Origin of the sequence: Streptococcus oralis (assembly GCF_001983955.1) — a bacterium.
Classification (GTDB): domain Bacteria; phylum Bacillota; class Bacilli; order Lactobacillales; family Streptococcaceae; genus Streptococcus; species Streptococcus jiangnanensis.
The window spans coordinates 1,190,984-1,217,413 of record NZ_CP019562.1; the positions used below are offsets into that span (position 1 = coordinate 1,190,984).

A 26,430-nucleotide genomic window follows, 5' to 3' on the forward strand; every position below is an offset into this window, starting at 1 on the left:
TTGATAAAGGAGATTTTTATGGATTATAAACTTATTTCTACTTACTTAGATTATTGCAAAACTCATAAGCGTTTGAGTTCACACACGATTCGCGCTTATAAGAATGATCTTATGCAATTTTATAACTCAGACTATGATAATGTCGAATCCTATATAGAACAGTTGACACGATCTAACATAAAAACGAATACATTAAGAAGAAAAATTGCTTGTATGAAGGTATTTTATAACTATCTAAAATACCAGAACATAATTGAAGAGAATCCCTTCAATCAATTGCGCTTTCAATTTAGAACTGAAAAAGTATTGCCTAAAACGATTCCGTATGACATGCTGAAAAGCATTTTTATATATTTAGAACAGAAAGTAATTGTATCTAAAACTGACTATCAAAAACAACACGCTGAAAGAAATCTACTAATTATTTCACTTTTACTTTCAACAGGCATCAGAATTTCTGAACTTTGCCACATTCATCTCAAAGACATTAATCTGTCCAATAAGACACTCCATATTATAGGAAAGGGTAAGAAAGAACGTATCCTATTTTTAGGAGATCAAAAAACATTCAATTTATTAGAAACATATATAAATAAAACAAGAAATGAATCCAATGATTTCTTGTTCCCAGGGAAACATTCACTTAAACCATTGTCAGAGCAAAGTGTACGTTTAGTAATAAAGAGAATCGTTGAACAAAATAACTTTTCTAGAACTATTACACCACATATGTTTAGACATAGCTTTGCGACAATGCTTCTAGATAGTGATGTAGATATTCGATATATTCAACAAATTCTTGGACACAGTTCTATATCAATCACACAAATCTATACTCACGTATCTCATTCAAAACAAAAAGAAATACTTAGTTCTTTTAATCCTGTATCAGCGATTCATTCTGAAATCGAGTAAGAGACATTTCCAAAGTCTACAATTCACTTCATCTTAAATTAATTTTTGTAGTTCGACTTTAGTTAATAGATTTTATACTCAACAAAAGCAAAAACCATATAAAGCTTCACTTTGAATTAGCATTTATACTATATTCCGTATTAAGAACTCCATAATTGTTTTTCTAAAATACATCTTTCAAATATCCTTAAATATAATAAAAAGAGATAGGCAAAATCTCAATTCCTGAAGAAAATGGAGTAAATCTTCCCACAAGAAAACGCATAGTTTCAAGTTCTTCAACACCTGAGACTATGCGTTTTTCTGATTTTAAAGACTTTTTTCAATCCTAAATAGACTATATTATAAAATTTGTGTTCTAACAACCATTTCGATTAGTTAAATCTTTCAATCTTTCTTCTCCAAATTTAAGCATCTCTTTCTCAACTTGATTCCATTCTACAAATAGTAAATCATGAAGAACGGTTGCTGCTGATGTTGTATTTTCTTTTGAATCATATACACAACTTCTATCTCGTTGGTAAATTTGGATTTTTTCAAAGATAGCTAGTTCTTCCAATTGCCGTGTACTATCAACTAGATGATTTACAATGAAATCATGATGTTCTTTTGGTGTTGCGCGAGCTTGATTTGGATTAATAGCGTACAGTTCTTCATATCGGATAAGGGTACTCAGATAGGATAGCTTAGGCTTTGTCGCAATCAAGGCTAATTGTACTTCATATCCCTTATTTTTCAAGAGTTGTGCTGTTTTCTTTGGAACATCAATTGTTCGTAAAGTTCCCTCTATCAAAAGATTGTATCCCAAATGACTCAATTCGGTTACTAAAGACTCTACCATTTTCCCTGCAAAATCTTTGGTGTATTCTACACTATCTTTGCCATATTCTTGCTGCAGTTCTAAATAGTGTGGATGCTGGGAACGAAAACTATCGCCATCTATGATAACAATATTTCCTTGAAATTCTTTCTGTTTAATACGATGAATTGTAGTCTTACCAGCACCACTTTGTCCCCCAAGCAAAATCGCTATAGGCTGCTTACTGGACTTTTTTCCTCTTGTCAGTGAACGAAGATTCCGTGCTAAAGCCTGTTTGAATTCACTATCGGTATAATCTTGGATTTCCATTAGGCTACCATCCGTTTTTCAGATATCTCTAACATACGTTCAATTCCATCCAAATAACCGCTATATCTCTCTATTTCATCAAAAGTATCCACTAAATAGATATTCGTATGAATCAAGTCAGATAGATCATCACTCATTAAAATCCAAGGATTAGATTCATCATCAATGCTAATTCCCTGGCTATCTTGATAACGATAGAGTCGAGATAGTAGATTAGCACCTCTTTCTTTCACAATTTCAATTTTTAAAGTCAATTCATAATCTTCAACAGGATTGAGCATTTTATCTTCTCCTACAATATCGACATAAGATACATTAAACTTCTGGCAGATGATGTCTATTAGTTCCGTAGAAACTGAACTAGTGCCATTTTCATAACGACTCAAGCTATTTCGAGAAATTCCTATAATTCGGGCAAATTCGAGTTGTGTTAAGTCATGTGTTTTACGTAGGGATTTTATGTTCTTTCCAATCATGGCAAACTCCTTTTATTTGATAACACCATTATAACATTTAGAAAAAAAGAAATGCACCATTTTTGGTGCGTTGTTTCTTGTTTTTCTAGCCTAAACTTTACTTCTAAAAAAGCCACCTTAAAGAGTCATTCTTTTTCGGTGGCTGTTCAAAATACTATACATTAAAATACTCTTGTTTAATTTTTGTAAGCAGATTATTAGCAACCGAAGTTACACCAACATGCATCAGTTCAGGATCAGAATAATCTAGATTACGAGCATAGCCTTCTGCAACAGTCTGAACAATATGCTCATCCAATTTATAATTGGAGGCTTTTAATAATGCATGAAATAATTCTGAACTATATAGTTTTATATTATTTTCCAATGATACTACTGCCATTTTTGTAACTCCTCTCCTTTTTTTGATTGATAAATCTTCTCTATTTTCATTATATCGCAAAAAGATTGGTTGTGAATGGATAATTTTTTAAAAGAATAGGGTTTTCTAAACTCTTTTTGAAAAGTTTGTGTTTGTATTTTGGCTTGGTTTTCGAATCAAAAAGAGAGAATCAAGTTGATTCCCTCTCTATGTTAGTTTTTACTTATTTTCCCTATAGGAAAGCTAGGATCTATTAAAAAATTCTTTTTTCTGTGAACTTCCCCATCTTTCAATAAATAGAATCCCCACTAACAAAAGGATAATCAGGCAAGGAAGTAAGATCATCCCCATGCTCCAATTTAGATTGACATTATCAATTTGCTTAGGTAGTCTTCCAGATAAAATCTCTACTGAACGCAAGTAAGTAAAGGGAATTAGATGGGCAATACTCTGAAGAGGCTGGATCGTTTGGATACCAAACAACAAGCCAACAATCCCAATGAGTGAAAGAAAGAGGACAGGCATTTTTTGCTTGAAAAAGTAAGCAATCAAGTAGACGACTTCCACAATGACGATAAAGGCTAAGAAAGCTAATAACAAGCCAGGAAATAATACATCTTGTATCTTTCCAATAGTTACCTCTTGATTCACTAAGCTATAAATCGGGTAGGGATAATCTAACTGTCCAAAGCCACTTATCAGACTTCCCACTAGAAAAGAAAATCCGCTGATTCCGATAAACAGCACAGTTACATAGCCCACTCCAACTCCAAGAGAGGACATTGCAAATGTCACTTTTGAAAAAGGATATAACTGAGCTGTGTCCAGATGATTTTGATATCTTTCTGCAAATAGTTGCGTTAGCATAAAAATAATAGCAATCACAAACAAGCTTGGGATGATAGCCTCTAAAATCCAGACAATCTGATCAATCCCGTGGGTCGGATAATCTAAATTGTGTGCTTTTATATTCAAGGGATATAGGGCTTGGTAAATCTTCCGTTCGCGGTCAACCGCCATTATTAAGTCAGAGCTAGAAGTTGGGTCATTTGATACAAATTCATAATTCTTCTCTTCATCTTGCCACTGCAAATAGTAGGCTTCTTTCCAGTGCCCTTCTTTTAATAAAGTCAGAATTTCTGTCTTTCGCGTCAAAAGATTTTTTTGCACGTCTAAATCACTTTTAGCAATTTGGTATTTCTCCGAGCTGGTGTCAGAGATTTGGGAGAGCTTCTCTTCATTTTCATTGATAGCTCTCTCGTTGGCTGTAATACGACTTTCCAACCTGCTCTCCAAGCTGACTGAGTTTGCAGTCTGGCTATTAAAATAAAAGGTAACACCGAGTACAGATACAAATAAAGCTAAGACAATCCAATTTAAGCGACTTTTAAAAACTTTTTTCAATAAAAATAGACTAACATCTTTCATAAACTAAACCTCTTCTATCTGTCCCTGACGAATGGTTACTATTCTATCGCAGATATCAACCAACTCTTCCTTATAGTGGGAACTTAAAAGAACCAGCTGCTCTTGTCTATCGATTTGTGCCAGTCTATCAAAAAATTTCTGTCGATAATACTCATCTAAGCCATTTGTAATCTCATCCATGAGCCAACATTTCGCCTGACTAAGAAAATACATGGCAATAACCAAGCGTTGCTTCATCCCTAAGGAATACTTGCGGATGGGAAGACTGATATAGTCAGCCATTTCCCAGTAGGCGATTTCATCCCTCAAGTTTAGGTCTGACTTCCAGATGTTTTTTATGAGACGAAGGTAGTCCATCCCACTTAAGTTTCCATCCAGCCATTCAACGCTCTCATAATAAAATAAAGAAGGAGGAACTGCGATGTGTCCACTACTAAGGGGAAGCAACTTGCTCATAGCTCGGAATAGTGTCGTCTTTCCCGAGCCATTGATAGCAAGAAGGCCATAAATCCTACCCTTTTTAAAGGTGAAATCAACATCTTGCAAGATGACTTGTCGCGTTTTTAAGGTAACATGAGTAAGAGTTATCATATACAGCCCTCCTTTTCTCACTCTTTATCGATTAATAGCCTCCGCTGTAGTAGTTTATGACCTCATAACGATTGTAATTCCATCCTCCGCCAATTTTATACTCAGAATAGCTGTAATAACGAGACCATTCCGGAATGACCGTATATCTATATGCATGGTAATTCATTCTAGACTCATAGAAGGTATTCCAGTCATAGCGATAATTTTTAAGAACGGTCTTAGCAGATACACTAGACTGAAAAAGACCAATAGATAACAAACTAGCTAATAAAACAACTTTTGCTGATTTTTTCATGGTTTTCACCTCACTAATTTATTTACTTCCGAAAGCGCTTTAATTATATCATTTTTTTATTTGTTATGCAATAGTTTTTTATTTGTTATGCAATAGTTTTTTTGATCCGAAAAGTCTCACACTAAACGCTAGCAACTGGAATTTACTCTAAGACGACTCTGTTTTAGGGCTATTTGTCGTGCACTTTTTTCTGAGTCTTTTCGCTTTTGAACCCTTATATATCAAGAAAAAGAAAACCAGTGGAAGTTAGTGTAAAAAGAATTTCCACTGATTTCACGCGTTTTTCTCATACTAAAAGCTAGGTTGTGGGAAACTGGAAGTTAGTTTTAGAAGTTACCGGTTTTCTAAACTCATCAAGCATTTCTTCTTTTGTAATTTCATTCTGACGAAAACGAGCTAAAACTTGGGTTGGATTGTCATCAGTCTGAACACCATAGATAAAATCAAAATGGTGTTGTAATTCATCTGGATTTTCCCGATTTTGAATTACAAATTCCGCAAAATCTAAATCTGACTCTGACTTTTTATGTTTTGCAAAATAGTGACAATGAGAGTCAGTGCTCTTAAAAATTTCTATAAAATTTGAAATACGAAATTCTACTATAATAACTACTTCTTCTTCAGAGTCAAAAATATTATTATTAGAGGTGCTTCGATTTAATACTTCAACCTGCTTGTTAATAAATTTTCTAGCTTGTTCAAAGTCCGGCGTGATATAGAAACCAGGTCCAAAGTCTAGCTCACTTCCTAAATTAAATTGAACATCGATTCCTTTTTTTAAGGATTCTAAATATCTCAATAATGTAGCATGAAACCACTGCATCTGACCTAGTTGCTTTTCCTGCTTGGTAGTCAACTCCAAAATATTTACTTCCTTCCGTCTTTCCTAAATCTCTCTAAATTCTTCTCCAATTGTTCCTTATGAAGTTGATTTTTAGCTTCCTTTAATGTGTCGTCTAAAGTTTCTTCTCTATAAATCGATTCTGTTTTTACTTGTTCTGATCCTTGGTCTGGAGTGAAAATGATATCTAACAGTCGATCTATTTTTTCAAGATCTTGGACAGACATATCAGATAGTCTATGAATTAGCTTCTTAAATATATCACTATTGTCTTGGTTTTCCTTAAAAAATGTTGTAAACATCTATAACCTCTCAAAAAAAGCAGCCTATCAGGACTGCTTAGTGTAATTCGGAAATCGCATCATAAATTGACTGCAATTTCTTATTATCTTTATTCTTTGTGTCAATCAACGTATGTAGCTCTTCAATTTTCTTTTGACTGCTTTGAATATCGCTATTGTTATCCTCAATAAGTCTTTTAAGATGTTGCTGATAACTTGTAGTGATATCTGTCTCTTTTCCTGTTCTAACCTCTGTAACTTTGGGTTTAGAGCTAGGATTTGATTCCGTTACAGGTGCTTGTTTTCTCTTTTGAAAAGCTGCTTCATAATTTACATCATTACCTCCTTGATGATTTCCAAATAAGGCCGCAATTTTATCTGGATCTTCTTGATTTTCTGATTTACTTTCTAATGGTTGATTAAAATTCCAATCTTTTGTCATTCACTCATTTCATCCTTTCTAAATTCAGAATCATCGAATTGTCTTTCTTTACCAAAGGCATGGTCAAGAGCTTCTTCAAAACTCATGTGACTGATGCTGTGACGTCTTTTGAACGTCGCAAACATCGCTGTCTCCAGTTGCTCTTTGTAAGCAGCTAGTTTTTCTGTCTCTCTTGCTACCTTGCTTTCTTGCCTAGTGACCTTTTCTTCTAAGCGTTCAATTATGGTCATATACGATCCCCCTTCATACTAATTTTAGCTAGAACATCTTGATTTTGTTATCACAATTCTAAACATTTAGATGATTGTCTTACTAATGGATTTCCAAACATCTCTTTTGCAGTCTCAATCATAGATTGAAAATCTGATTTGTTTTCTCGAAGAATATCGTTCCAGTCTATTTTTTCTTTCCCAAATTCATTATTAGGTAAATCCAGTGAAACAGGCAATCCTTCTTGAGATAACTTATCAGAAAAATCTTTTCCTGCATCATCACAATCTACCGCAAGTGTCAATAAATCAGGATGATTATCGAAATAGGTAGTGGTATCACGAATTGTATTGATTAAGGGCAATAACTTTGAAGGTGTTACTGTATCTAAAAATTCCAACTTCTGATTTTCTTCAGTTATCAGTCGTAAAGTTTGATAAGCGACAACAGACCTTTTTAATCCCTCCATAGATACCAAACGAACATCAAATAGACTTTGTTGATGAAGTTCGTAATAGCTCATCAAGTCGATAAACGATTCACAAAAGACCAGTCTATTTGGTTTACCAATATCAAAGGATATTCCAACATGTCCATGGCTTCCTTTTAGAATCGTTTTTAACCTCTCTCTAGGAAGAGAGTGATTCTTATAAATCCCTTGTAAGCTTGCTGCCTGTAGTATGTGACGATGATCAAAGCTTTTAAAAACGATAACAGGTTCAACTGTTTCATTTGTTTTCCAACTAGCTTGTGCTATCAAACCTTGTTGGATCATCTTTTGTATGATTTCTTCTGAGATTCCTCTACATTCTGTTAAATAATATCTAGCCAGACTGCAGTTAGAGTCCTCTACTCTCTTTAAAGGATAATAAAATGGTCTCTCTCTTTTTTCTTGAACAGCTTCTTTTTGAAAAGGTTCTTTAGAAAGAAAGGCTAGAGCTTCTTTAAAGGAAATTCCCTTAACAATTCGAACAAAATCAATGACATCACCTTGAATATCTCTTGAAAACCATTTAAAAGTATTGGTAGTTGAAAAAATCCGAAATGAATCGTGTTCAGAATGCTCATAGACACTGCTCGAAACTTGTTTAAAGGAGATACCTAAACGATTGGCTACATCAAGAATTGAAATTTGCTTACATTCCTCTATATTCATAAAACATCATCATTTTGTCGTAGTATTTGGCAGTGATGGAACAGATGAAGATTCTTCTAAAGTTTTAGGAGTGGCCTTATCCAAATCATCCAACCCAGATTTCCAAACCTGCACTTGATTGACCAATAACTTACCTGGTAGTTTCGAATAAGACAACTTAACCGTTCTGGTTTCTGTCTGACTGGTCTTTGATTGGTTGGCATTCTTTAAATCAGATACATAGGTTACATTATAAGAGACCATGGCAATGGCTTGATTCGTAGTCTGATTGACAAAGATATCAGCTTTTTCAAAATGATAATCCAAAATATAGTCCTTATAAACTTGGTTCATGGCATCATTTTGACTTGACAATTCTTGAGAATAAGCTGATTCAGTCATATAAGGTTGAATACGTGTATTATTTTCCCCTAGTTTTTCTTTCGTATAGTACTGTGTCAAAAATTCTTTTACAGTATCTGATGACAAAATACTTGCTTTATCTTCTGCTTGTTTGTCCTCTACAAGTTTAGATGCAGCCAATTCGATTTCTTTGCGACTTTGTTTAGCAGTAGAATGTTGGCCAGCAGTATATCCCATCATGAGAATAAAGCTAGTTGCGGCTACTGCTCCAACACTAATTAAGGCTTTAGTTTTGACTTTATTTAACATCTTAGACCTTCTTTCTATAAAAACTAGGTCAAGAATAACAAAAAGAACTTGTAAGTTTTATCACATCACAACGAAAGGTAATTCCTACATTTCAGGCGCAAAATCGTACAGTTCAGAGAAAAAAATAAAACTAGCTGTCTTTGGAGTATAATAGACTTATTGGAAAAAAATAAAATGCATACTGTACTATGCTATACTATAGTTAAGAAAACTATTTACAAAAGATCATGCAACTAACTTCTGAGAACTTTAAATTATTTATTAGTGTAAAAAAGGACACCTTCCCAACAAAGATATCCTGTCTAAATAAAGCTTATAAAGCCAAACACTATAAAGGAGGACGTCCAAAAACGCTAAGTCTATAAAAACAGTTGATGCTAAACTTGCGTTATTTATTCTATTGACCAACTCTACGTCTCCTAGCTTTTGATTTTGGTCTTGGATTAGCGACAGTCACCGAACGATAATATTGGTAGAAGATACTCTTCGTTCTTCAGGTCTATTTGCCTTAGACAACTTAAAAGCAGCAAGTGTCACTATAGCTATTGATGTCATAGAAAGTCCTATTTCAACGTCCTAAAAGAAACCAAAGTAAAATTATTCAGGAAAAAAGAGACACACCATGAAGACACAAATCATACTCGATTTAACACCACTTCATGCCTGCTAATTAGTTTTTTAAGAAGGTCATACACATGATTTTACTCTTTTTAAGAAAGGATAGGTCAAGTTTGCCAGAGCAATCACTTGATTTTCTGTATTTGGATTATTTATGCATTATGAATATTCATAATATAACCTTCATTCCTGCTAAAAATTCTAAAAAGCATCTATTGACTGAAGAGGATAAGAAGTTTAATAGAGATACTTGTAATACGTATTAAAATTGAGCATTTTAATGCTAAGTATAAAACTTTTCAATTTATAGAATCATCAACTATGAGTTAAAATAATTTTCGAACAAAGGCTGTCCAAAAACTTGATATAATGCGTTTTATTGTGGGAATATTCATTTCATTTTCTCCTGAAATTGAGTTTTTACCCAAACTCATTAATGTTATTGATATAATCCAATAATAATGATAATATCAAATAGTAATAAAAAAATTTGATAGTATTTTTTCATAATCTGTCACGCTTTCTAATGATTTTTTATGGTAAATGGAGATAAATATGATTATAGGTGAAACTTATAGAAAAATACGAGAAGGAAAAGGTATTTCTATTTCTTCATTAGCAGGTGCAGAAATTTCAAAGTCTCAAATATCTAGATTTGAATTAGGAGAGACAGAAATCTCATTTTTTAAATTATTATATCTACTTGAAAAAATAGGTGTAACACTAGAAGAGTTTTTGCTTTCATGTAATGATTACCAGCCTTCAGACTTCAATACCTTGATACGCTTAGTTCAACAGGCTGCATACAATCAAGAAATCAAATCATTACTTAATATGGTAAGCAAAGAGATGGAACTGTTTAGAGAAACCAAATCTCATTATCATAAGTTAAACGCTATTTTCATTGAAAGTATTATCTATGGAATTGATAATACTCATCAATTGAGTAATCAAGACACCTCTTATCTTACTAATTATTTATTTTCTGTTGAAAACTGGGGATATTACGAAATTCTTATTCTTGGAAATTGTTGTCGAGCAATATTACCAAATTTATTATTTAGATATGCCAAAGAGGCGCTTAAAAAAGGAAAGTTGTATAGTTCTATACCTAGAAATAAACAAGCTCTCGTTCAATTACTTCTTAATTCACTTCTTATTATGATTGAAAACAGCTTATATGAGGAAGCTTTATTTTTAGAACAAGCTACTAAGAATATATTATCTAATTCCACAGATTTTTTTGAACAAACTATTCTTTTGTATTTAGAAGGATTTTTTGAACTTAAATTTCATCATAATCAAAAATCAATTTTAAAAATAGAAGATGCTTTAAAAATTTTTGAATTATTCAATAAAACATTATACAAAAATTATAAAGAATACTACAAAAAAAATATTATCAATTTATTACAATGTGGTAATTCCTATTTTGAATAATTGCTTTTTTTGAAAAACTTTTTAATTCATCTAAAGAAATCAATTCCAGCTCTTCAGCAATACTATCCCAACTTGGAATATCAAATAATTTTTCTCTACAAATTGTTTTTAAATATTCATTTTTATTAACTTCACAATTTATGTACAATTCATTGATTACTCTTTTTTTAGCCTTATAAAATAATATTTCATCAGATAAATCGGATTCATTAACAAGATTGTTCTCCAGTGTTTTAATCAATTTTTTCTTATAGATTGTAGGTGTTATAGTTACTATTTTTAGTAAAGTCATATTACTATAAAATATTGGGTATGATACAATATTATATATCCATTGCTTTTGTGTCCTTAACTTATGGCCTAATAATGAATCTTTAATACCAGTTAACATCGAGTTTAAGATACTTAACATTGCCATTTCATGAGATGATGCTACCATACCAGATATATCTAGATACATAGAAATTTCAGAAAGTTCTTGTTGCTTATCTAATTCCGTTAAACCAGTTGAAAAAGCCGGAAAGTTAATTTCTACAGATGATTCACTTAAAGGTAACATATTTTCAATACTTATGATTTCACTTTGTAGAAAACTTGGACCAGCAATAGCAATCTGGAATTCTCCTGCTTGAATATTTTTTATATAAAATTTATATATAGTTTCTAAACTAACATACTCAATATTACCTCTAGTACCAATAATATCTATTGACCAAGAACTATTTTTAAAAATTACTCGATTATCATTAATAGATTTCTTACTATTTTCATACTGATTTAATTCAATTAAGACTATTTTCTTTTCCCTCAATAGTTCATCTTCAGTAATGGAAAGATTGAAAATCCTACTTATCAGTATTTTAAAAATTTTATTGAAATCTTCAGCTAGACAGTAACCACTTAAATTAATATAATCTCTAGATGTCTCTCCTTTAATAGCTGCACCATTCATATCAAACAATTCATTTAGTGATTGTTCATTCCCTGCTCGTATTAGTAAATGTTCAATAAGATGTGAAAATCCTAATTCATTTACTTGCTCAATACTAGTACCTGCAACAAACATCAATGAAAAATATGCAAATTTACTTGCTTGATTTTTTTTAAATATAATTCTCTTATTCATCAATTTTTAGAATCTCCCAGAGTTTACTTTTATTGAAATCATGACCACATGTAGGACAATGAGATTGCTTAGAGAAGTGCTTGAATTCATCTTCCCTAAAACTATAAAAATCAAATCTAAATAAAGTATTCCAAACATTACTATTTTTCTCTGTTACACAATCTAACCATTTCTTCACAACCCATGATGACAATAATAGAATATTAGTTAAAATATTTGCAGTTATTAATTTTCCATCATAGTTTGAAAATTTTTTAACTAAATTTTGAAAGTTATCACTATCTTGTTCATAAAGTAAACAATCAACACAGCCTATATTTTGAATATTAGGATTACAAAATAAGAGTTTACCTGCGCTACGTTGGCTAAAACAGTATATACTAGGGATATTAAATAAATAGCATGCTCTATTTACTAATCTTTGTGCTATATAAGGAGGTTCATCCATACAACAAAATACCCAGTCACTTTCAGAAATTTCTTTTTTTACAGCATCAACAGTGCTCATTTTTAATTTTCTTTTTGTGACTACACACTGATAATTACGTTTTAGAATACAATCTTTTACACAGTCAACTTTATATTTACCAATATCGTTAAAGGTAAACATAGATTGCCTATTTATATTATTTTCTTTAACAATATCATCATCGACTAAATGAAGTCGCCCTACCCCTAATTGGGCTAATTGTAATGCGATATGAGAACCACCGGCTCCACATCCTAGTATGGTAACTTTTAAATTACTCAATTTTTCAAGTAATTTAATCCCGCCAATACCTTCACTAGAATAATAAGTTTCTAGTGATTCATTAATTAAATAGTGATCAATTTGATTTACAGGTCTATCTAATATTTCTAATAAATTACGATCAGAAAATTTAGATATATATTTTTCTATAATATTTTCGGATATATCATATTTTTTTCTTAATAAATCTTTAATTTCTTCAAAGCTATTAATTCCATTGCAACAAGAAATTAAATCTGACCAAAAATCTGAGTATCCTGTAATTTCTAATACATCAACATCGTCAGCTCCAATTCTTAATCTGTCGTTCTTCCATTGGTAAACGATTCTATCCTGGTTCCATTTTGGGAAATAATTATCCATTTTATATCCTCAACTATTTGATAAAAGCATGCAAGATTAACATGCATGCTTCTGTTATACACGAGAAGTCGATTAATATTATTGACTTCTTTTTTATTAATACAAACTAATTTAAACTCTCTTTTTAAGAGTTTAAATTAACTAAATCTAAAATTATCTTAGATAAAGTACCAATTAGTTGTATCTTCTTCACGAATTTCTTCAAATTCTAACTCCAAAATGTTGAAATCTTCCATAATCATGATCATCACCTCCTTTCTATTATAAAACAATAATCTGATCAAACTCTTCCAATATTTCTGGATTTTGATCATGAGTAATGACAATAACAATTGCATCTTTAATGGATAGAATGTAATCCATTATTTCTTTTGCTTTTATTGGATCAAGGTTACTTGTAGGTTCGTCAAATATATAAACTGAATATGTTTTGACTAAAAACCTAGCTAAATCAATTCGTTGCTTTTCTCCTTCTGAAATGATTTGGTTTGATTGAGCTAGGTTTTTACGAAGAAAGTCTTCATTAAAACCTAAGGATTTTCTTAATTTTTCAGTTAAATGAAGGTTTCTAGCCAATTTGATATTCTCTAGAATATTGCCTTCAATAAGAAAGTCATTTTTTTGCACAAACGCAATATCTTTATATAACTCGTCTGAGGGAATATCAATATTCTGTTTTCCGTTGATTTTTATTTCTCCATCATAAAGATTTTTGGGATAATAATTTAGTATTAATTTTACTAAAGTTGTTTTCCCAGCTCCTGAAGCACCTATAATTGCATAGCGCTTGCCTTTTTTAAATTCATAGGAAAAATGATCAAATAATATTTTATTTTCAATTTCATAATGTAATTGGCTAATAGAAATGGTCGAAATGTTATCACAATCAATTGTACTTGTTTTATGGGAAGTTCCATGATTTGTCTCATATAGATTTTCTTGGATATTATCAATAATGGACTTGCTACTGCTGATTAAATTTTTATTGTAAAGAATAGATTGTAATGGAGCAAAAACACCGTTTAATAATTGAATACTTGCTACTAGTAATCCAATAGTCAGTAAGTTATTTCTTACAAAAAAGATACCAGCGACCATACAGGATAGTTGAGAGCCAAAACTTAGTAAAATTCCAGTAGTTGAAGCTAAGTCTTTTAAGAATTGATATGTTTTTCTGGACTCTTCAAATTCTAAACTGATTCCCTGAATTTTTTCTTGGGTCCAGCTTTGAATATTTAATAACTTAATTTGTTCAAAACCATTAATAAAGTTTGTCATTTTTGACAAATAGTGATTATTTTGTAGAGAATAATTATTTGTTGATTTAGTCATTAACTTTCCAGGAATTTGTGATAGGAAAACCGTTATACTCGACAATAAAAGGAAGACTAATGCTAATCGCCATTCTATATAAATAATAGCAACCACACTCATGATAAGGCTCCCTAAATTTGCAATTAGAGAGATTTTAGGGATTAATAAATTTTCTTGAATAAGGTCACTGTTTTTGGTGATATTATTTAAGAAATCTGAATGGTTACGGTTGTCAATTTGGTTAAATTCACGCGATAAATAATGTAATAAGAGACGCCTTTTTAGATCTAAAATAACTTTTTTTACATATTCGTTTTTAAGATAGGAATAGGAAGAAGAAATCAAGAACCACAGTAAAATCGAACCTACAGAAATAGTGATATGAAAGAGTAATCCACTATTTGAATTAGATATACTATCAAGTATTCTTCCTAATTGCAGAGAGAAGAATGTCATTAAAAGAGCACTTGTCAAACTTAATAAAATAATCAAGAAGTATAGTAATTTATATTGTTTCATAATCTGGTTCATATCTTACTCCTTAAGTAACTCTGATGAGAATATTATAATCCAAATATGAAAATCAGAAACAAACTTCCCGTATTTGGGACGCAATGAATAGTTTACACTAAATATAAAAAAATTATAAAATAATTATTTTTTAAAATAAGAGGAGAACTCATATTTTTATTTAACAATGAATATATCACACTAAACCAGATAGAATATACAAGTTAATTTGTACCGAAATTACTATATATTATAAGAAAAATAGAAACTCTAAAGCATTCTGTACACTTTAATTTTAATTCATCTCTTTTTGTTTCTAATACAGAGTATTGAGACTGGATTATAAGCACATCAACAAAAAACTCTATTCAAACCTACCTTTGAATAAAGTCTTTTGACAATCTAAAAAGTTCACATTTTTTTCTTATTTATGGAGTTAATGAAGCGCCAACTGAATCCTAGAACCAACATCAGATTGATGAAAAGGTACACAGCCGTATAACTAGTTAAACCATGTTGTCTGATATCATCAAAATATAAACTAGGTTCAGTAAAGAACAAATAAATTCCATAGACCTCTACGAAAATAAGAAAACTGACAAAACCAATAAGGAAAAGTCCACTTGCAATAAGAAAGAGTCTCCATAAAAGAATGAGAATTCCTCCTACTGCTAGAAAAATTACTGGGATAAGGAGTAAATCATTCATGACTTTCTCCTTCCTAATCAATCAACTGACGATAATGGGTGGCAAGAGAATAATCAAACTCTTCTAATTTTTGAACTAAGTCCAAATACTCCTCTTTCTCATGTTCTTCAAAGTCCACATCTCGATGATTCTGAAGAGCGATTTCCAATTGGCTAGTGAGTTCTCGTATAGAAAAGCTGTAATCGCCTGTCACCTCCTCATAATGTTCCTTTAATTCCTTGTAGGCATTGTATTCTTCAGGTGTTTGAAATCCCTGTACCAAGGCCTCTTCTAATTGATAATAGGTATCTTCCATCATAATCGTTACCTCATTTCTTTCTATCTTTATTTTACCGCGCTTTTCTTTTCTTGTCCGCTATTTATATATATTTTTTAATCTAATTCAAAAGAAAGTTGTTCTTGCTTTTCTTTTCCTTTTTCGTAGAATTGTCTTAAGGCCTGATCAATAATATCTAAATCCGTTTCTGTTTCAATCAATGGCGCGAGTACATCGTATTCGGCCTTTTTAGTTTGATACTCCTCTTCCTTTGGAAAATTTTTCTCAATTTCTACTTTAGCAGTAGTCCATTTATCCTTTAATTCATCCAATAGGTTCTGTGTTTTTACTTGGTCCTCTTTAATGTGATCAATCGTATGCTGAAGCCTTTGAATTGTCCCCAAAGGAGAATACAAATCTAAACTGACAGAATACTGATTTTCTCCTACAATCTTAACAGAGAAGGTTTCAGGAAGAGGTTGATTTGTTGGAAGACTAAGCATTTTAATGTCAAATCCTCGATAGCTTGCTAGGGTTCGAAATTCTTTGCTGTCAGCTTGATTATGACGGATAAGACGGTGTAGGGATTCCCCTGCTTCAGATCGTTGATCAAAAGCTTGCTTACCTACCGTCATAGAAAATGCCTGGTCTTTCGACATTTCAGACTGTTGAATGTCGCCTTCATACTTGCTTAATCGTTTCTCAAGAATGGGCATATTTTCTTCACAGTAGGAGATTGTATGACGATAGTGATCCTTGCTGCGCTGAAAGGCGCGTCTTTGATTTTCTAATAGAGTTAGATCATTCTCTAGTTCCATCTTATATTTGAGATAAGGATTACCTGTTGCTAGTGCCTTAAAATCAGAAGCTGTCATGGTCTGCTCATCAATATCTTCTGCAGCACGAATCGGCTCCTTAGAAGTCATAATCTGCTTAATATAACGGAGTTTGTTCTCCTGAGTTGCCCATAGATAATTATCAAACGAACCTTTGGTAATATAGTGGTAAATATCCACTTCCTTGTTTTCATTTCCCTGTCGGATAATCCGTCCATTGCGTTGCTGAATATCACTTGGTCTCCACGGTACATCCAGGTGATGAACTGCTTTCATCTTGCTCTGAACATTTAAACCTGTTCCTCCTTTTTCAGTTGAAGCAAGGAGAATCCGCACCTCTCCTGCATTGACTTTTCGAGACAAACTATTCTTCTTTTCATCACTATTGGCATCATGTACAAAGGCAATTTCTTTACTAGGGACTCCTCTATCAACTAATAAAGCCTTTATTTCAGAATAGACATCAAAGCCATTATCCTTTTTCTTAGGTGTGCCAATATCTGAAAAAATCATCTGAGTAGCCTTATTTTCCATTCCCTCACGATAAATTCTCTCAACATTATCCACTACCTGAAGCAGTTTATGATTGTCTGCTAGACTATAGCTAGAGTCCAATAAACGCATATCAATAGCTAGTTTTCGTGCCTCACCCGTAATTTTTAACATGTTATCCTGGCTTGGATCAACTGTTCCACATTTAACCGCATCTGACCTCATAACTAATTCTTCTAAATAGAGTTTCTGGTTTTCAGTTAACTCACTCTCAATAGGGATAATATGAGCTTCTGGAACAGGTAAATCCAACATATCTTGTGTTTGAATGTCGGCTGTTTCTTTATAGATTTTCATCAACTCAGGAAGATTGACAAATTTTTTAAATCGCTTCTTAGGTTGGTACTTATCCCCTGTAGGAGCTAATTCCATAGAGTTTTGAATTTCTCCAAAAGCACCTACCCAAGAGTCAAAATAATCAACTTGATAACGTTTTAAGATATCTGGTTGAATATAGTTCATCATAGTATATAACTCACTAATAGAATTGGAAACAGGTGTTCCTGTCGCAAAGACAATATTTTTAAAATCATGTTCTTCCTGAATCTGTCGAACCTTCATTTCCATATCCACATTCTTCTTAGACGTTGTATTGGTAATCCCTGCTACATTCCCAAGTCCAGTAATTGGACGAATATTTTTAAAGTGATGTGCTTCATCCACAAAGAGAAAATCAATTCCTAGATTTTCAAAATCAATAAAGCTATCACGATTGAAGCGTTGGAGTTCTTCCAATTGTTTCTCTAGACCACTTATTGATTGCTCTGCTTCTTTAACGGTATACTTATTTTCAGAATGTGTTTTAATCTCTCGTAGTTCATTAAGTTTATCCTCTATATAGTTCATCTGTCTTTCCTTACTGACAGGGATTTTTTCAAATTGAGAATCCCCAATGACAATGGCATCGTAATCTCCTGTAATAATACGGGACACAAATTGTTTTCTTCTCGCCTTCACAAAATCTTTCTTAGTGGTCACAAAGACTTTTTTAGTCGGGAAAAATTTCATGATTTCTTGGCCAAACTGAGCAGACAAACTAGAGGGCACCACATACAAGGGCTTATGAACCATCCCCAACTCCTTTAATTTAAACCCAGCACCAAGCATTGTCAAGGTCTTTCCTGAACCTACCTCATGAGCTAATAAGGCTCTTTTTTCTTCTACGATTCTTTGAATAGCATTCTCTTTGTGAGGACGAAGACTGATGTTTTGTGCTAAGCCATCAATGACTAGATGGCTACCGTCATACTCTCGACTAACCGTTCGATTATAAAGACGATTATAACTTTCTTCGATAACTTGTTGGACTTCTGGATACCGTGAGACAAAGTCTTGAAAGTGCTCTTGTAAATGCTGCTCTTTTGCTCTTAGAACAGAGGTTTTTTCCAAATCTGTGATGGTCTTTTTCTTTTCTCCTTCCGTAACAGTCATAGTAATCGTCGGTTGGTTTGAATTTAGTAAATTCTCAAAAACCTTTCTTCCTGTATCATAACGTGACCCACTGACTCCAAGACTACTATCTTTGGCACTTGGATAGCGATAAGCAAATGATGTCCTTAAATGAACCTGGCCATCGACAGGATTCACTTCAATGACTTGTTCAACATCTGGCGAAGACAATTCAAATTCACGATTGGTAAAACATTCAAAGGCAAATTTACCATAAACGGATTGAGGAATCCAACGTGACCCTATTTTAAACTCAATATCTGCCAGATGAATCCGTGGAGGGCGAACAGATTCTAACAAATCTAAAGCATGGTTCCAATCATATTCTTGGTTGTTTTCCTCTACTAATAGTTGAACTACTTCTATCTTGTTGAGAATATCTCCTGATAAAAACTGGTTCTTAGAAAGATATTTTCTTTCTCCTCTTAAATAGCTTTCTGGATCCATTAAAATCTGGTCACCTAACTCATCTAAAATAGCAGCTTGGCTATGTTCAGGGTAAATTGATACCATATAGTCTAAATCAACCCCTCTACCATCCGATAAACTAGAGTTTAAGGCATCTAGAGCCGTTGAAACTCTTGCAATCACTCTCTCTGGTCTAACCAATGCTTTCTCAAAAGCTAAAGATTTTTTATATTTCACTTTCTGGTCTTTAGAATCAATATACTCATCTTCCAAACTAGCTAGTAAGGAATACTTATCGTCACTATCAAATAAGTTCCGATTGATTGAGGCATTCAAGTATCCAAATTGACTTACAAAGCGGTCATAGTCATGATTGAGTTTACTAAGTAATACCTGAAAATCTGTCCGACTATAATCTTGATGACGTTGAATTTTAATTAAGGATTGATAGGTCTCTCTCAAATCAACCATGCCCTTAATACGACTAATATCCTTATCCGATAAGGGGCTTTCATAAAAGACAGTTTTTTTGAACAGTCCCTTATATTTCCCTCTTTTACTCGCTTCTTCTGACTTGTAAACATCTAGTGCTTCCTCATCTGTCAAATGAAGTTGAACGAATCGGTCTATTTTATGTTCAGACAAAGAACTGTCCCATGCTTTAAAATCTCCCTTCTCATCTACATAATAACTAATTTCGTCTACTTTTGAACTTTTCCGAATGCCATGCGTATCTCGGTAATAAATTTGATTTCCCTCATATCCAAAAGAATAGAGCGCTAAGTTCTCACGTATACGACTTGGGATAGAATTATCCACTTCTTCTTGGATAAAAACAGGTGCTTTCAAAGAATTGTCAATTGGTTTAGGTGCTTCCACATTCTCTAATGATTCCATAATGTCAGTAGCTAATGTTTCTGATACCCCCTTAACATTGAGGGTTCCTCCATTAAAATTACGTACTTCATATTCACCCAAAACTTGTGTGTTGTATTTCCCATCAAAATAAGGATTGATCCAGACACGCTTATCCTCCTCAAACGGAATAGAACCACTAAAAACAAGTTCCTCTTCATTAAGATTCTTTGCTTGATCCTTTTGAAAGAAGAGGAGGTCTGTGGTCACTCGAGTACCTGCAATCTTTTTAAAAGCTGTATCCGGCAAACGAACTCCCCCTAAAAAATGAGTATTGGTTTTAATCTCTTGTAAAACATTATCTGTCCGTTTATCCATTGTCCCGATAGATGAGATAATCGACACTTGTCCTCCGTCTCTTACTAAATCAAGTGAGTGTTTGACAAAGTAATCATGAATCATATAAGGTTTATCATAGTTTTTATCGGCAATGCGAAAATTTCCAAAAGGAACATTCGTTAAGACTAAATCAAAACTATTATTTTGATAGGGAACTTCTTCAAATCCTCGCACTTCAATATGGGTATTGGGATGTAGTTGTTTTGCGATTGCGCCTGTCACACTGTCTAATTCAACCCCATAGAGTTCTGATTTATCTCGTATACTTCTAGGCATAGCCGCAAAGAAGTTCCCAGTACCCATAGAAGGATCTAAAATCCTTCCTCCCTCAAAGCCGTCGTCCACTAATTTTTGCCAAATCTGGCGAATAATCATTGGGTCTGTATAATAGGCTGTGAGAGAACTTTGTTTCATAGTGGAGTACTCTGATTTACTTACTAAACTCTTAAGAGTTAAACGTTCTGTTTCATACTTTGGATTGAGTTCATCGAAAAATTCATTGGCAAGACCACCCCATCCAACATACTTAGCTAGTAGTTCTTGTTCTTCTGGATTCGCTTGTCGTCCCTCTTTTTCTAATCTTTTAACAAGGTCAATTGCGGCGATATTCGTTTCAATTTTTTCTCGATTTGTCTTAGGGTAAAAGTCCTCTAAATCATCTGGAAAAACAAAATCTAGAACAGGGACATCCGTCTCTTCTATGCCTACAATAAGCGTTTCTGTTTCCTTATCCTTTTCATTTTCTTCTTCCAGATAGGAAAACAAATCTATTTCCTGACTTTCACTTGATGAATCAATCTCAATCTCTGAATCTTCTTTTTCAAGTTCTACGAGAGATAAGGCTTGTTCAATCTCTTCCAAACTGTTCAAGTATAAGATAGGGTTCTCTTCAAATAACTGGTTGGAATCATTGAATAGCTCTAGGCGAACTAAGTCATTTAACTGTGCATTTTCAATCGAAACCAACTGAAATACTTGTCCTTTATAACTTACTTGTGAACCGATTGGATATTCCCTCAAAGCTTCTTCTACAATTTTATCGACATTAGAAAAGGAGTTCGTTTCTTCCGTTTCCTGTTCAATATCACTTGAAGGAGATAAGGATTCCTCTACTTGCTTAGACTTTTCTCTTATAGCCTTTACTTCATCAAAATGAGTAATAATCTTCAGCTTTTGTGTCAGTGGAAGTTGTTGGTAGTTTTCTTCATGATGGACAAGATTCGTAACGGTATCTAAAGTAGCCATCAATTCTGAACCCAAATAGGCTAGAACCTCTCCTTCTTTTTCTTCAAAATGAATCTCAAGAATCTCTTTTTTTAGTTCTTTGGAATCAACCATTAGAAGAAACTCCTCTATATCTCTACTAATGCGGTCAGATAGATTATTCGCAACCCGATAGACATTGACTAAATTGACATCCTGTTTCTGATGACATACAAGCTCACTTAATGGTGTTAGCTTCTCTTTTTCAGATTGGATATAAAATCGAGTGGAAAGGTTATAGGTTGCGACTTCTAGCACCAAGTTTTTCTCAAAATTACTTAATTGAGATAATTTACTTAGACCTGCTTGTCCAAAATTTCTTGTGTAACTTTCTAAATCTTGGTCATTATTTTCAGAACTAGCCTCTAGGAAAGAAATAATATCTTGATGAAACGAATAGACATGAGGTATCTCTTCTATCTTGCACTCTTCAGCCAAAAAACTCTCTACCAGGTCCTGCCATTTCTCATCAAAATGTTGCGCCTGATAGCGAAGAAATAGGTCCATTTTCTCCCTATCTTTTGGAATTGTTCCACGAAACATTGCCAATAATTGCATTACTTCCATACTCGCTCCTTTCATCTATACGAAAATAGGAGAATCACATGATTCCCCTACAACTCTATCTCCATTTCAACCTCTTGAGGACTGGTTTCTAAATCACTAGACAAAAGAGAAACGGCATCTGTTCTCATGTAGTAAGTATATAAGTCTTCAAGGTCTTGTTGGTTTTCAATCCCTGTTTCAATACTAATCAGAGCCTGTATAAATTCCTTGTAGTGACTCTCCATCATATCTGAAATCTTTTGTTTCATTTCCATAAATACTGAAGACGGTTCAGTTATACTTGTTTGGTCTATGTCTTGTAAATCCTTTTCTAAGGGATTGGTTCCTTCTTCTACTTCCACTAAGTCTGAACGACCATCACCATCAGAATCTGCGCTAAGAGGATTGGTTCCTAGCGCCAATTCTTGAGCATCAGTTAGTCCATCTTGATCCGAATCACGTTGATAAATGGCTTCCATATACTTCCTTCTTTCCTAGTTAATCTTTTTTCACTCCAATCCTACCAAATATTCCTTGAAAGAAGTATCACAACAAAAAAGAGAACGAGCCAAAACTGCGTTCTCCTTAAAATGATAAAAATATATTTTATGCCACAAAAGATATGTAAACTAATCTTTTAAATAATAAAAAAGTTCCGACGTTTGTAAATGTTTTGAGTAAATTGAAATTACTTTTTGACCTTTTGGAAATACGGTCTTTCTCTTCAAATCTAATAAAGATTGAGGAACAATTTTCCTAGATGTCTCTTTCAATGTTAATGCTAGTATCTGTTTTCTTGTACGTAGAGCATAATCAAACTCCAAATACAAATAACGTCCTGAACCAGTTAGATGAACATGCTTTCCCAATAACTCCTCAATGGATCCTAAAACTTGTAACTTTTGCATCGTGGTTCCATCTTTTTTTATTTTCAACTCATCAATTATGACATGTCTATTTAAACAATCATCAAAGAAACTGCCTGCACCTTTTCGGTAATCAACACCACATAGGTGCATGAAATTAGTAGGTGAAAAATGAAGTTCAACACTTTCAATTTCCGTTTCATAATACATGATTTTGCCAACAAAGTGTTCTTTAAAAAAAGAAGCCGCAATTTGTAACTGTGTAAAAAAACGCTGAAGTTTTATTTTTTCGGTGTAATTAGGATTACGATAAACTTCAAAATTCTCCATATTTTCCATATTTTCCTCACAAAAAAGGTGGTTTACAGAGTCTGTAAGCCACCTAGTCAGTCGGTTTATTCTGGTGTCTGCCACCGCTTGGCCCTTACGTCCAAGATTGCTATCGGATTTCGTTCTGGTGTCCGCCACCGCTTGGCCCTTATGTCCAAGATTACTATCAGATTGACCATGAGCCGACCACTCATCTACACTATTTATTTTACCTGAAAATAGCTAAAATTTCAAGTGTAAACTCTTCTATTTCGTAGTATAGGCAAAACTAATGGCACTATCTGCTTGAGAGATTTTTCTAAAGGTATAGTTAGGGTTGCCACCATAGTTAGTTTCAGACACAAGGAAAGAACCATCATCATAGACCTTCTCTACAAAAGCTACATGACCATAGTCTGCTGGTGTGCCATGTGTACCTCCCACAAAAGAAACAATAGCACCTGCTCTTGGTGTAGAGCCAGTTTCCCCACCAAGACTTGAAGCTGTCGCAACCCAGTCCTGACCATTTTCCATGGTATTAATGATTGGAATCTTCTCTCCATTGCTTCCTTTTAATTTCAAGCCTAATTGGTTCATACGAGCCGCAACACCCCATGTACATTGTCCATAGGCATAGGCCATACCATCTCCACCACCAGGAACAGAATGCTCATACAAGTCTCCACGAACCCCTTCAAGGGATTGCGGATCACTCTTTGCCTGTCCTCCATTTGTTTGGCTGAAACCTTTTTCAATTTGGTAATACCATTCCGTTGCTCTGGTTTGTCTTTCCAGTAGTTTGTCACCAGAATTTCCCTCCCAATAGGTGAGGAAGAGTTGGGCGAGATTGGCTGCACTGCCCGTATTTTTAAAGAAATCCTTTAACCAACTTTGATAGTAAGGACTATCTCCATGAAGCATAAAATCAAGTTGGAGGTCTAAATCATACCACTTCTTATTTTTGATATTTGCATAATTCAACAAGGCTGTATGACGTGTTGACCCATCTGCTGTATCTGTCCATTGCCCTAAACCTAGACCTCTATGAAGAATATTAGGATAAGCACCACTATAAATGGCTGGACCTCCTATCGCTAACCAGTTTTCATCATCCCATGAGGAATCGGTAGCGCCAACAGGAGGAGATAAATAATCTCCCTCAGCTCGTTTAGGATTGATAGAAGACTCTACCGACCAATTTCCTAAAATAGCCGCAATGGCTTGGGGACTTGCCCCTTGAGATTTCAAAAACTCATAAATATGTTTCGCTCGTTCAAACTCATCCCCACCAAACTGACCAATGGCAGGTAAGATAGTGGTCTGAAGTTGAATGACTTTGGGAAAATAAAATTGCGGATTGACATACACCAATTTTTCTTTCTTGTTTTTATACTTTTGATAGGAAACTTTCAAACCTGTATCGTCTGGTGTCTCACCAATAACATCACCCGTTAGGACTCTTGTCCCCTCAATCGCACGGCCATTATGAATAGAATACAAGGTCAATCGACTCTCATTCTCTCCTTTTCCGTTAGTGAGAATAACATCATCTCCGTCTAGAGATACAACACCATCCATTGGTGCGACAATTGTTTGGTGAGCCTTCGCTTCTAGTAGAATATACTCCTGAAGAGTAGGTTTTCCGTCTAAATCATAGTATCCATAACGATAAGTCATGGTTAGACTATCTTCGTTGCTTTTCCCCTCAAATGGATTGTCCAATTCCTGCATGGAAGTATAGATACCCTCTTCTTTTAGTTCCTTTATTTCCTCTTGATCGTCTTTCGATAGTTTATACTTAGGAGTTTCATAGAGGTCTTGCATGGATTTCAAATCATCCCCATCGTTTAAATCATGCCACAAAGTAGACAGATAATCCTTGTAAGTTTCTGAACTAAATAAGTGAACTGGTTTGTGTAACTCATAGTCATGGAATTTAAAGTTCATATACCCCATCACATCATCAACTTTTGTGTAATAAGTAATTCCTTTGTCATTTGTGCGAGTATGTTCTGCATCTTCCCAAGTTAGGTGGGTATAAGCTTTTGTTAATTCAAATTCATCTTGTTGAATCAAACTAGCAGATGAAAATCCTAAAAAGAAGCTCATTATAAGTAAAAGAAGAAAGACTATTCCTCCAACTATCCAGGTTACAGGATTTCCAGCCGCAAATGTAAAGAAGGAAAAGGCTGCTTTTAGTTTTTGATAGATATTTCGGACACTTGTAAGACCTTGTTTCTTTAATTTTCGAAACCGATTTTTAAAGGAACTTGGGTTATCTTTCGCTAGTTTCCATCCTTTTCCATCCTTAAAATGATGGTATCGCTCTTTTGTGTTGGTCAGTCTTTTCTTGGTAAAACGACCTGTTGCTTGTCCTGTTTTGACACTAGCTTTTCCAAGGTTATAAGAAAGGCGACTGTAGCGTTTTCCTTTTCTAATTGTCTCTTGAAGTGTGCGATAGCCTTCTAAATCTTCATTTTCTGAAGCTAACTCTCCACCTTCACGTCCAAGGACATAAAGAAAAGTTTTGGCTTTCCTACTGACTTTTTTGGACTTATAGGCTTGTTTAGTAGATTTTAGATTCTCTTTTGCGGCCTTGACTTCTTTCTTAGCTTTTAATTCTTCTAAACTCTTTCCTTGAAAGAAAAAATTAGATTTATGTTTCGATTCCTGACCGTAGAAAAATTTTTGATTGGTTTTTCTTTCTTTACGACTCTCTTTTCTTTCTTCTTTTGCTTCTATCTTTGCTTCCTTAAATTGCTTCTTGGCTATTTTCAATCGTTTCCTAGCATGAGGCAACCGTCTGTCTCTTAATTCTTTACGATTTAAAAGAGATGGAGGACTATTTTGAAGAATATGATTGTAGTCTTCATTTGCTTGTTTTACTCTAGCCTTTGAAGCTTCTCTCATCTCCTCTAGCTTTTCCTTTATCTCTTTTTTCCATGCTTTTTCATCCAGTACAGCGGAATCTTTTTTCTGTTTCTTCACCTCCTCCTTTCCTTTTTTCAAGAATTTCTTCTCATCTTTTAGACTTCTTCTAAATGCCTTTCGGGCACGTATGATTTCTCTTTTATCCTTCATTTAC

Annotated in this window: 24 protein-coding genes; 3 read left to right on the forward strand and 21 right to left on the reverse strand. The window is 33.7% G+C overall.

The window, feature by feature from the left end; translation table 11 throughout:
• Positions 1-18: 18 nt before the first annotated feature.
• Positions 19-915 (forward strand): tyrosine-type recombinase/integrase, encoded by an 897-nt coding sequence (locus BWR56_RS05805; RefSeq protein ID WP_076984624.1) that lies wholly within the window; start codon positions 19-21, stop codon positions 913-915.
• Between the two features lie 358 nt (positions 916-1,273).
• Here the strand turns inward: BWR56_RS05805 and pezT are convergent, their stop codons facing one another.
• The 12 genes from pezT to BWR56_RS05865 form a co-directional block, all read right to left on the reverse strand.
• Complete coding sequence (gene pezT / locus BWR56_RS05810) at positions 1,274-2,044, reverse strand: type II toxin-antitoxin system toxin PezT (protein WP_076984625.1); 771 nt, start codon at positions 2,042-2,044, stop codon at positions 1,274-1,276.
• Complete coding sequence (pezA, locus tag BWR56_RS05815; protein WP_076984626.1) at positions 2,044-2,520, reverse strand: type II toxin-antitoxin system antitoxin PezA; 477 nt, start codon at positions 2,518-2,520, stop codon at positions 2,044-2,046. The genes pezT and pezA overlap by 1 nt, the downstream gene beginning before the upstream one ends.
• A gap of 154 nt (positions 2,521-2,674) precedes the next feature.
• Positions 2,675-2,902, reverse strand: a complete 228-nt coding sequence (locus BWR56_RS05820) for a hypothetical protein (protein ID WP_076984627.1) — start codon at positions 2,900-2,902, stop codon at positions 2,675-2,677.
• 222 nt (positions 2,903-3,124) lie between these two features.
• Positions 3,125-4,309 (reverse strand): hypothetical protein, encoded by a 1,185-nt coding sequence (locus BWR56_RS05825; RefSeq protein ID WP_076984628.1) that lies wholly within the window; start codon positions 4,307-4,309, stop codon positions 3,125-3,127.
• A gap of 3 nt (positions 4,310-4,312) precedes the next feature.
• A complete protein-coding gene (locus tag BWR56_RS05830) occupies positions 4,313-4,900 on the reverse strand; it encodes an ABC transporter ATP-binding protein (protein WP_076984629.1) in 588 nt (195 codons plus the stop codon).
• 31 nt (positions 4,901-4,931) lie between these two features.
• Positions 4,932-5,195, reverse strand: coding sequence for a hypothetical protein (locus tag BWR56_RS05835; protein ID WP_076984630.1), 264 nt, complete (start codon positions 5,193-5,195; stop codon positions 4,932-4,934).
• Positions 5,196-5,493: 298 nt separating this feature from the next.
• Entirely contained in the window at positions 5,494-6,018 is a 525-nt protein-coding gene (locus tag BWR56_RS05840) for a DUF3990 domain-containing protein (protein ID WP_231110153.1), read from the reverse strand.
• Between the two features lie 44 nt (positions 6,019-6,062).
• Positions 6,063-6,338, reverse strand: a complete 276-nt coding sequence (locus BWR56_RS05845) for a hypothetical protein (RefSeq protein WP_076984631.1) — start codon at positions 6,336-6,338, stop codon at positions 6,063-6,065.
• 37 nt (positions 6,339-6,375) lie between these two features.
• A complete protein-coding gene (locus BWR56_RS05850; protein ID WP_076984632.1) occupies positions 6,376-6,759 on the reverse strand; it encodes a DUF5945 family protein in 384 nt (127 codons plus the stop codon).
• Complete coding sequence (locus tag BWR56_RS05855) at positions 6,756-6,989, reverse strand: DUF5965 family protein (RefSeq protein ID WP_076984633.1); 234 nt, start codon at positions 6,987-6,989, stop codon at positions 6,756-6,758. The genes BWR56_RS05850 and BWR56_RS05855 overlap by 4 nt, the downstream gene beginning before the upstream one ends.
• A gap of 50 nt (positions 6,990-7,039) precedes the next feature.
• Positions 7,040-8,125: a toprim domain-containing protein gene (locus BWR56_RS05860; RefSeq protein WP_076984634.1), complete on the reverse strand. Its 1,086-nt coding sequence runs from the start codon at positions 8,123-8,125 to the stop codon at positions 7,040-7,042.
• A gap of 9 nt (positions 8,126-8,134) precedes the next feature.
• Positions 8,135-8,776 carry a peptidylprolyl isomerase gene (locus BWR56_RS05865; RefSeq protein ID WP_076984635.1) on the reverse strand — a complete coding sequence of 214 codons (642 nt, stop codon included), beginning with the start codon at positions 8,774-8,776 and terminating at the stop codon, positions 8,135-8,137.
• Positions 8,777-9,949: 1,173 nt separating this feature from the next.
• On the opposite strand from BWR56_RS05865, the gene BWR56_RS05880 reads away from it, so the two are divergent.
• A complete protein-coding gene (locus tag BWR56_RS05880; RefSeq protein ID WP_076984636.1) occupies positions 9,950-10,834 on the forward strand; it encodes a helix-turn-helix domain-containing protein in 885 nt (294 codons plus the stop codon).
• Here the strand turns inward: BWR56_RS05880 and BWR56_RS05885 are convergent.
• The 8 genes from BWR56_RS05885 to BWR56_RS05920 all read right to left on the reverse strand — a co-directional run bounded on the left by BWR56_RS05885 (position 10,797) and on the right by BWR56_RS05920 (position 23,375).
• The gene (locus BWR56_RS05885; protein WP_076984637.1) at positions 10,797-11,960 is read right to left on the reverse strand and encodes a M16 family metallopeptidase; all 1,164 of its coding nucleotides are present in this window, start codon (positions 11,958-11,960) and stop codon (positions 10,797-10,799) included. The two genes, BWR56_RS05880 and BWR56_RS05885, sit on opposite strands and share 38 nt — an antisense overlap.
• Positions 11,953-13,074, reverse strand: coding sequence for a HesA/MoeB/ThiF family protein (locus BWR56_RS05890; protein ID WP_049489279.1), 1,122 nt, complete (start codon positions 13,072-13,074; stop codon positions 11,953-11,955). Before BWR56_RS05890 ends, BWR56_RS05885 begins: the two co-directional genes overlap by 8 nt.
• 261 nt (positions 13,075-13,335) lie before the next feature.
• Positions 13,336-14,919 (reverse strand): ATP-binding cassette domain-containing protein, encoded by a 1,584-nt coding sequence (locus tag BWR56_RS05895; RefSeq protein ID WP_076984638.1) that lies wholly within the window; start codon positions 14,917-14,919, stop codon positions 13,336-13,338.
• Between the two features lie 390 nt (positions 14,920-15,309).
• The gene (locus BWR56_RS05900; RefSeq protein ID WP_076984639.1) at positions 15,310-15,606 is read right to left on the reverse strand and encodes a DUF5966 family protein; all 297 of its coding nucleotides are present in this window, start codon (positions 15,604-15,606) and stop codon (positions 15,310-15,312) included.
• Between the two features lie 13 nt (positions 15,607-15,619).
• Positions 15,620-15,904, reverse strand: coding sequence for a DUF5962 family protein (locus BWR56_RS05905; RefSeq protein ID WP_076984640.1), 285 nt, complete (start codon positions 15,902-15,904; stop codon positions 15,620-15,622).
• Positions 15,905-15,978: 74 nt separating this feature from the next.
• On the reverse strand, positions 15,979-22,191 hold the full coding sequence (locus BWR56_RS05910; RefSeq protein WP_196769356.1) for a DEAD/DEAH box helicase family protein: 6,213 nt from the start codon (positions 22,189-22,191) through the stop codon (positions 15,979-15,981).
• Positions 22,192-22,238: 47 nt separating this feature from the next.
• The gene (locus tag BWR56_RS05915; protein ID WP_037619229.1) at positions 22,239-22,649 is read right to left on the reverse strand and encodes a thrombospondin type 3 repeat-containing protein; all 411 of its coding nucleotides are present in this window, start codon (positions 22,647-22,649) and stop codon (positions 22,239-22,241) included.
• 150 nt (positions 22,650-22,799) lie between these two features.
• The gene (locus tag BWR56_RS05920) at positions 22,800-23,375 is read right to left on the reverse strand and encodes a PBECR4 domain-containing protein (RefSeq protein ID WP_155760977.1); all 576 of its coding nucleotides are present in this window, start codon (positions 23,373-23,375) and stop codon (positions 22,800-22,802) included.
• Positions 23,376-23,393: 18 nt separating this feature from the next.
• On the opposite strand from BWR56_RS05920, the gene BWR56_RS09940 reads away from it, so the two are divergent.
• Positions 23,394-23,582 carry a hypothetical protein gene (locus BWR56_RS09940; RefSeq protein ID WP_071788347.1) on the forward strand — a complete coding sequence of 63 codons (189 nt, stop codon included), beginning with the start codon at positions 23,394-23,396 and terminating at the stop codon, positions 23,580-23,582.
• 30 nt (positions 23,583-23,612) lie between these two features.
• Here the strand turns inward: BWR56_RS09940 and BWR56_RS05930 are convergent, their stop codons facing one another.
• The gene (locus tag BWR56_RS05930; protein ID WP_076984642.1) at positions 23,613-26,426 is read right to left on the reverse strand and encodes a phage tail tip lysozyme; all 2,814 of its coding nucleotides are present in this window, start codon (positions 26,424-26,426) and stop codon (positions 23,613-23,615) included.
• Positions 26,427-26,430 lie beyond the last annotated feature (4 nt).

Bases quoted from the DNA above. Each gene is read 5' to 3' on its own strand.
- BWR56_RS05805 (WP_076984624.1), top strand. From the start codon at position 19: ATGGATTATAAACTTATTTCTACTTACTTAGATTATTGCAAAACTCAT.
- pezT (WP_076984625.1), bottom strand. From the start codon at position 2,044: ATGGAAATCCAAGATTATACCGATAGTGAATTCAAACAGGCTTTAGCA.
- pezA (WP_076984626.1), bottom strand. From the start codon at position 2,520: ATGATTGGAAAGAACATAAAATCCCTACGTAAAACACATGACTTAACA.
- BWR56_RS05820 (WP_076984627.1), bottom strand. From the start codon at position 2,902: ATGGCAGTAGTATCATTGGAAAATAATATAAAACTATATAGTTCAGAA.
- BWR56_RS05825 (WP_076984628.1), bottom strand. From the start codon at position 4,309: ATGAAAGATGTTAGTCTATTTTTATTGAAAAAAGTTTTTAAAAGTCGC.
- BWR56_RS05830 (WP_076984629.1), bottom strand. From the start codon at position 4,900: ATGATAACTCTTACTCATGTTACCTTAAAAACGCGACAAGTCATCTTG.
- BWR56_RS05835 (WP_076984630.1), bottom strand. From the start codon at position 5,195: ATGAAAAAATCAGCAAAAGTTGTTTTATTAGCTAGTTTGTTATCTATT.
- BWR56_RS05840 (WP_231110153.1), bottom strand. From the start codon at position 6,018: ATGCAGTGGTTTCATGCTACATTATTGAGATATTTAGAATCCTTAAAA.
- BWR56_RS05845 (WP_076984631.1), bottom strand. From the start codon at position 6,338: ATGTTTACAACATTTTTTAAGGAAAACCAAGACAATAGTGATATATTT.
- BWR56_RS05850 (WP_076984632.1), bottom strand. From the start codon at position 6,759: ATGACAAAAGATTGGAATTTTAATCAACCATTAGAAAGTAAATCAGAA.
- BWR56_RS05855 (WP_076984633.1), bottom strand. From the start codon at position 6,989: ATGACCATAATTGAACGCTTAGAAGAAAAGGTCACTAGGCAAGAAAGC.
- BWR56_RS05860 (WP_076984634.1), bottom strand. From the start codon at position 8,125: ATGAATATAGAGGAATGTAAGCAAATTTCAATTCTTGATGTAGCCAAT.
- BWR56_RS05865 (WP_076984635.1), bottom strand. From the start codon at position 8,776: ATGTTAAATAAAGTCAAAACTAAAGCCTTAATTAGTGTTGGAGCAGTA.
- BWR56_RS05880 (WP_076984636.1), top strand. From the start codon at position 9,950: ATGATTATAGGTGAAACTTATAGAAAAATACGAGAAGGAAAAGGTATT.
- BWR56_RS05885 (WP_076984637.1), bottom strand. From the start codon at position 11,960: ATGAATAAGAGAATTATATTTAAAAAAAATCAAGCAAGTAAATTTGCA.
- BWR56_RS05890 (WP_049489279.1), bottom strand. From the start codon at position 13,074: ATGGATAATTATTTCCCAAAATGGAACCAGGATAGAATCGTTTACCAA.
- BWR56_RS05895 (WP_076984638.1), bottom strand. From the start codon at position 14,919: ATGAACCAGATTATGAAACAATATAAATTACTATACTTCTTGATTATT.
- BWR56_RS05900 (WP_076984639.1), bottom strand. From the start codon at position 15,606: ATGAATGATTTACTCCTTATCCCAGTAATTTTTCTAGCAGTAGGAGGA.
- BWR56_RS05905 (WP_076984640.1), bottom strand. From the start codon at position 15,904: ATGATGGAAGATACCTATTATCAATTAGAAGAGGCCTTGGTACAGGGA.
- BWR56_RS05910 (WP_196769356.1), bottom strand. From the start codon at position 22,191: ATGGAAGTAATGCAATTATTGGCAATGTTTCGTGGAACAATTCCAAAA.
- BWR56_RS05915 (WP_037619229.1), bottom strand. From the start codon at position 22,649: ATGGAAGCCATTTATCAACGTGATTCGGATCAAGATGGACTAACTGAT.
- BWR56_RS05920 (WP_155760977.1), bottom strand. From the start codon at position 23,375: ATGGAAAATATGGAGAATTTTGAAGTTTATCGTAATCCTAATTACACC.
- BWR56_RS05930 (WP_076984642.1), bottom strand. From the start codon at position 26,426: ATGAAGGATAAAAGAGAAATCATACGTGCCCGAAAGGCATTTAGAAGA.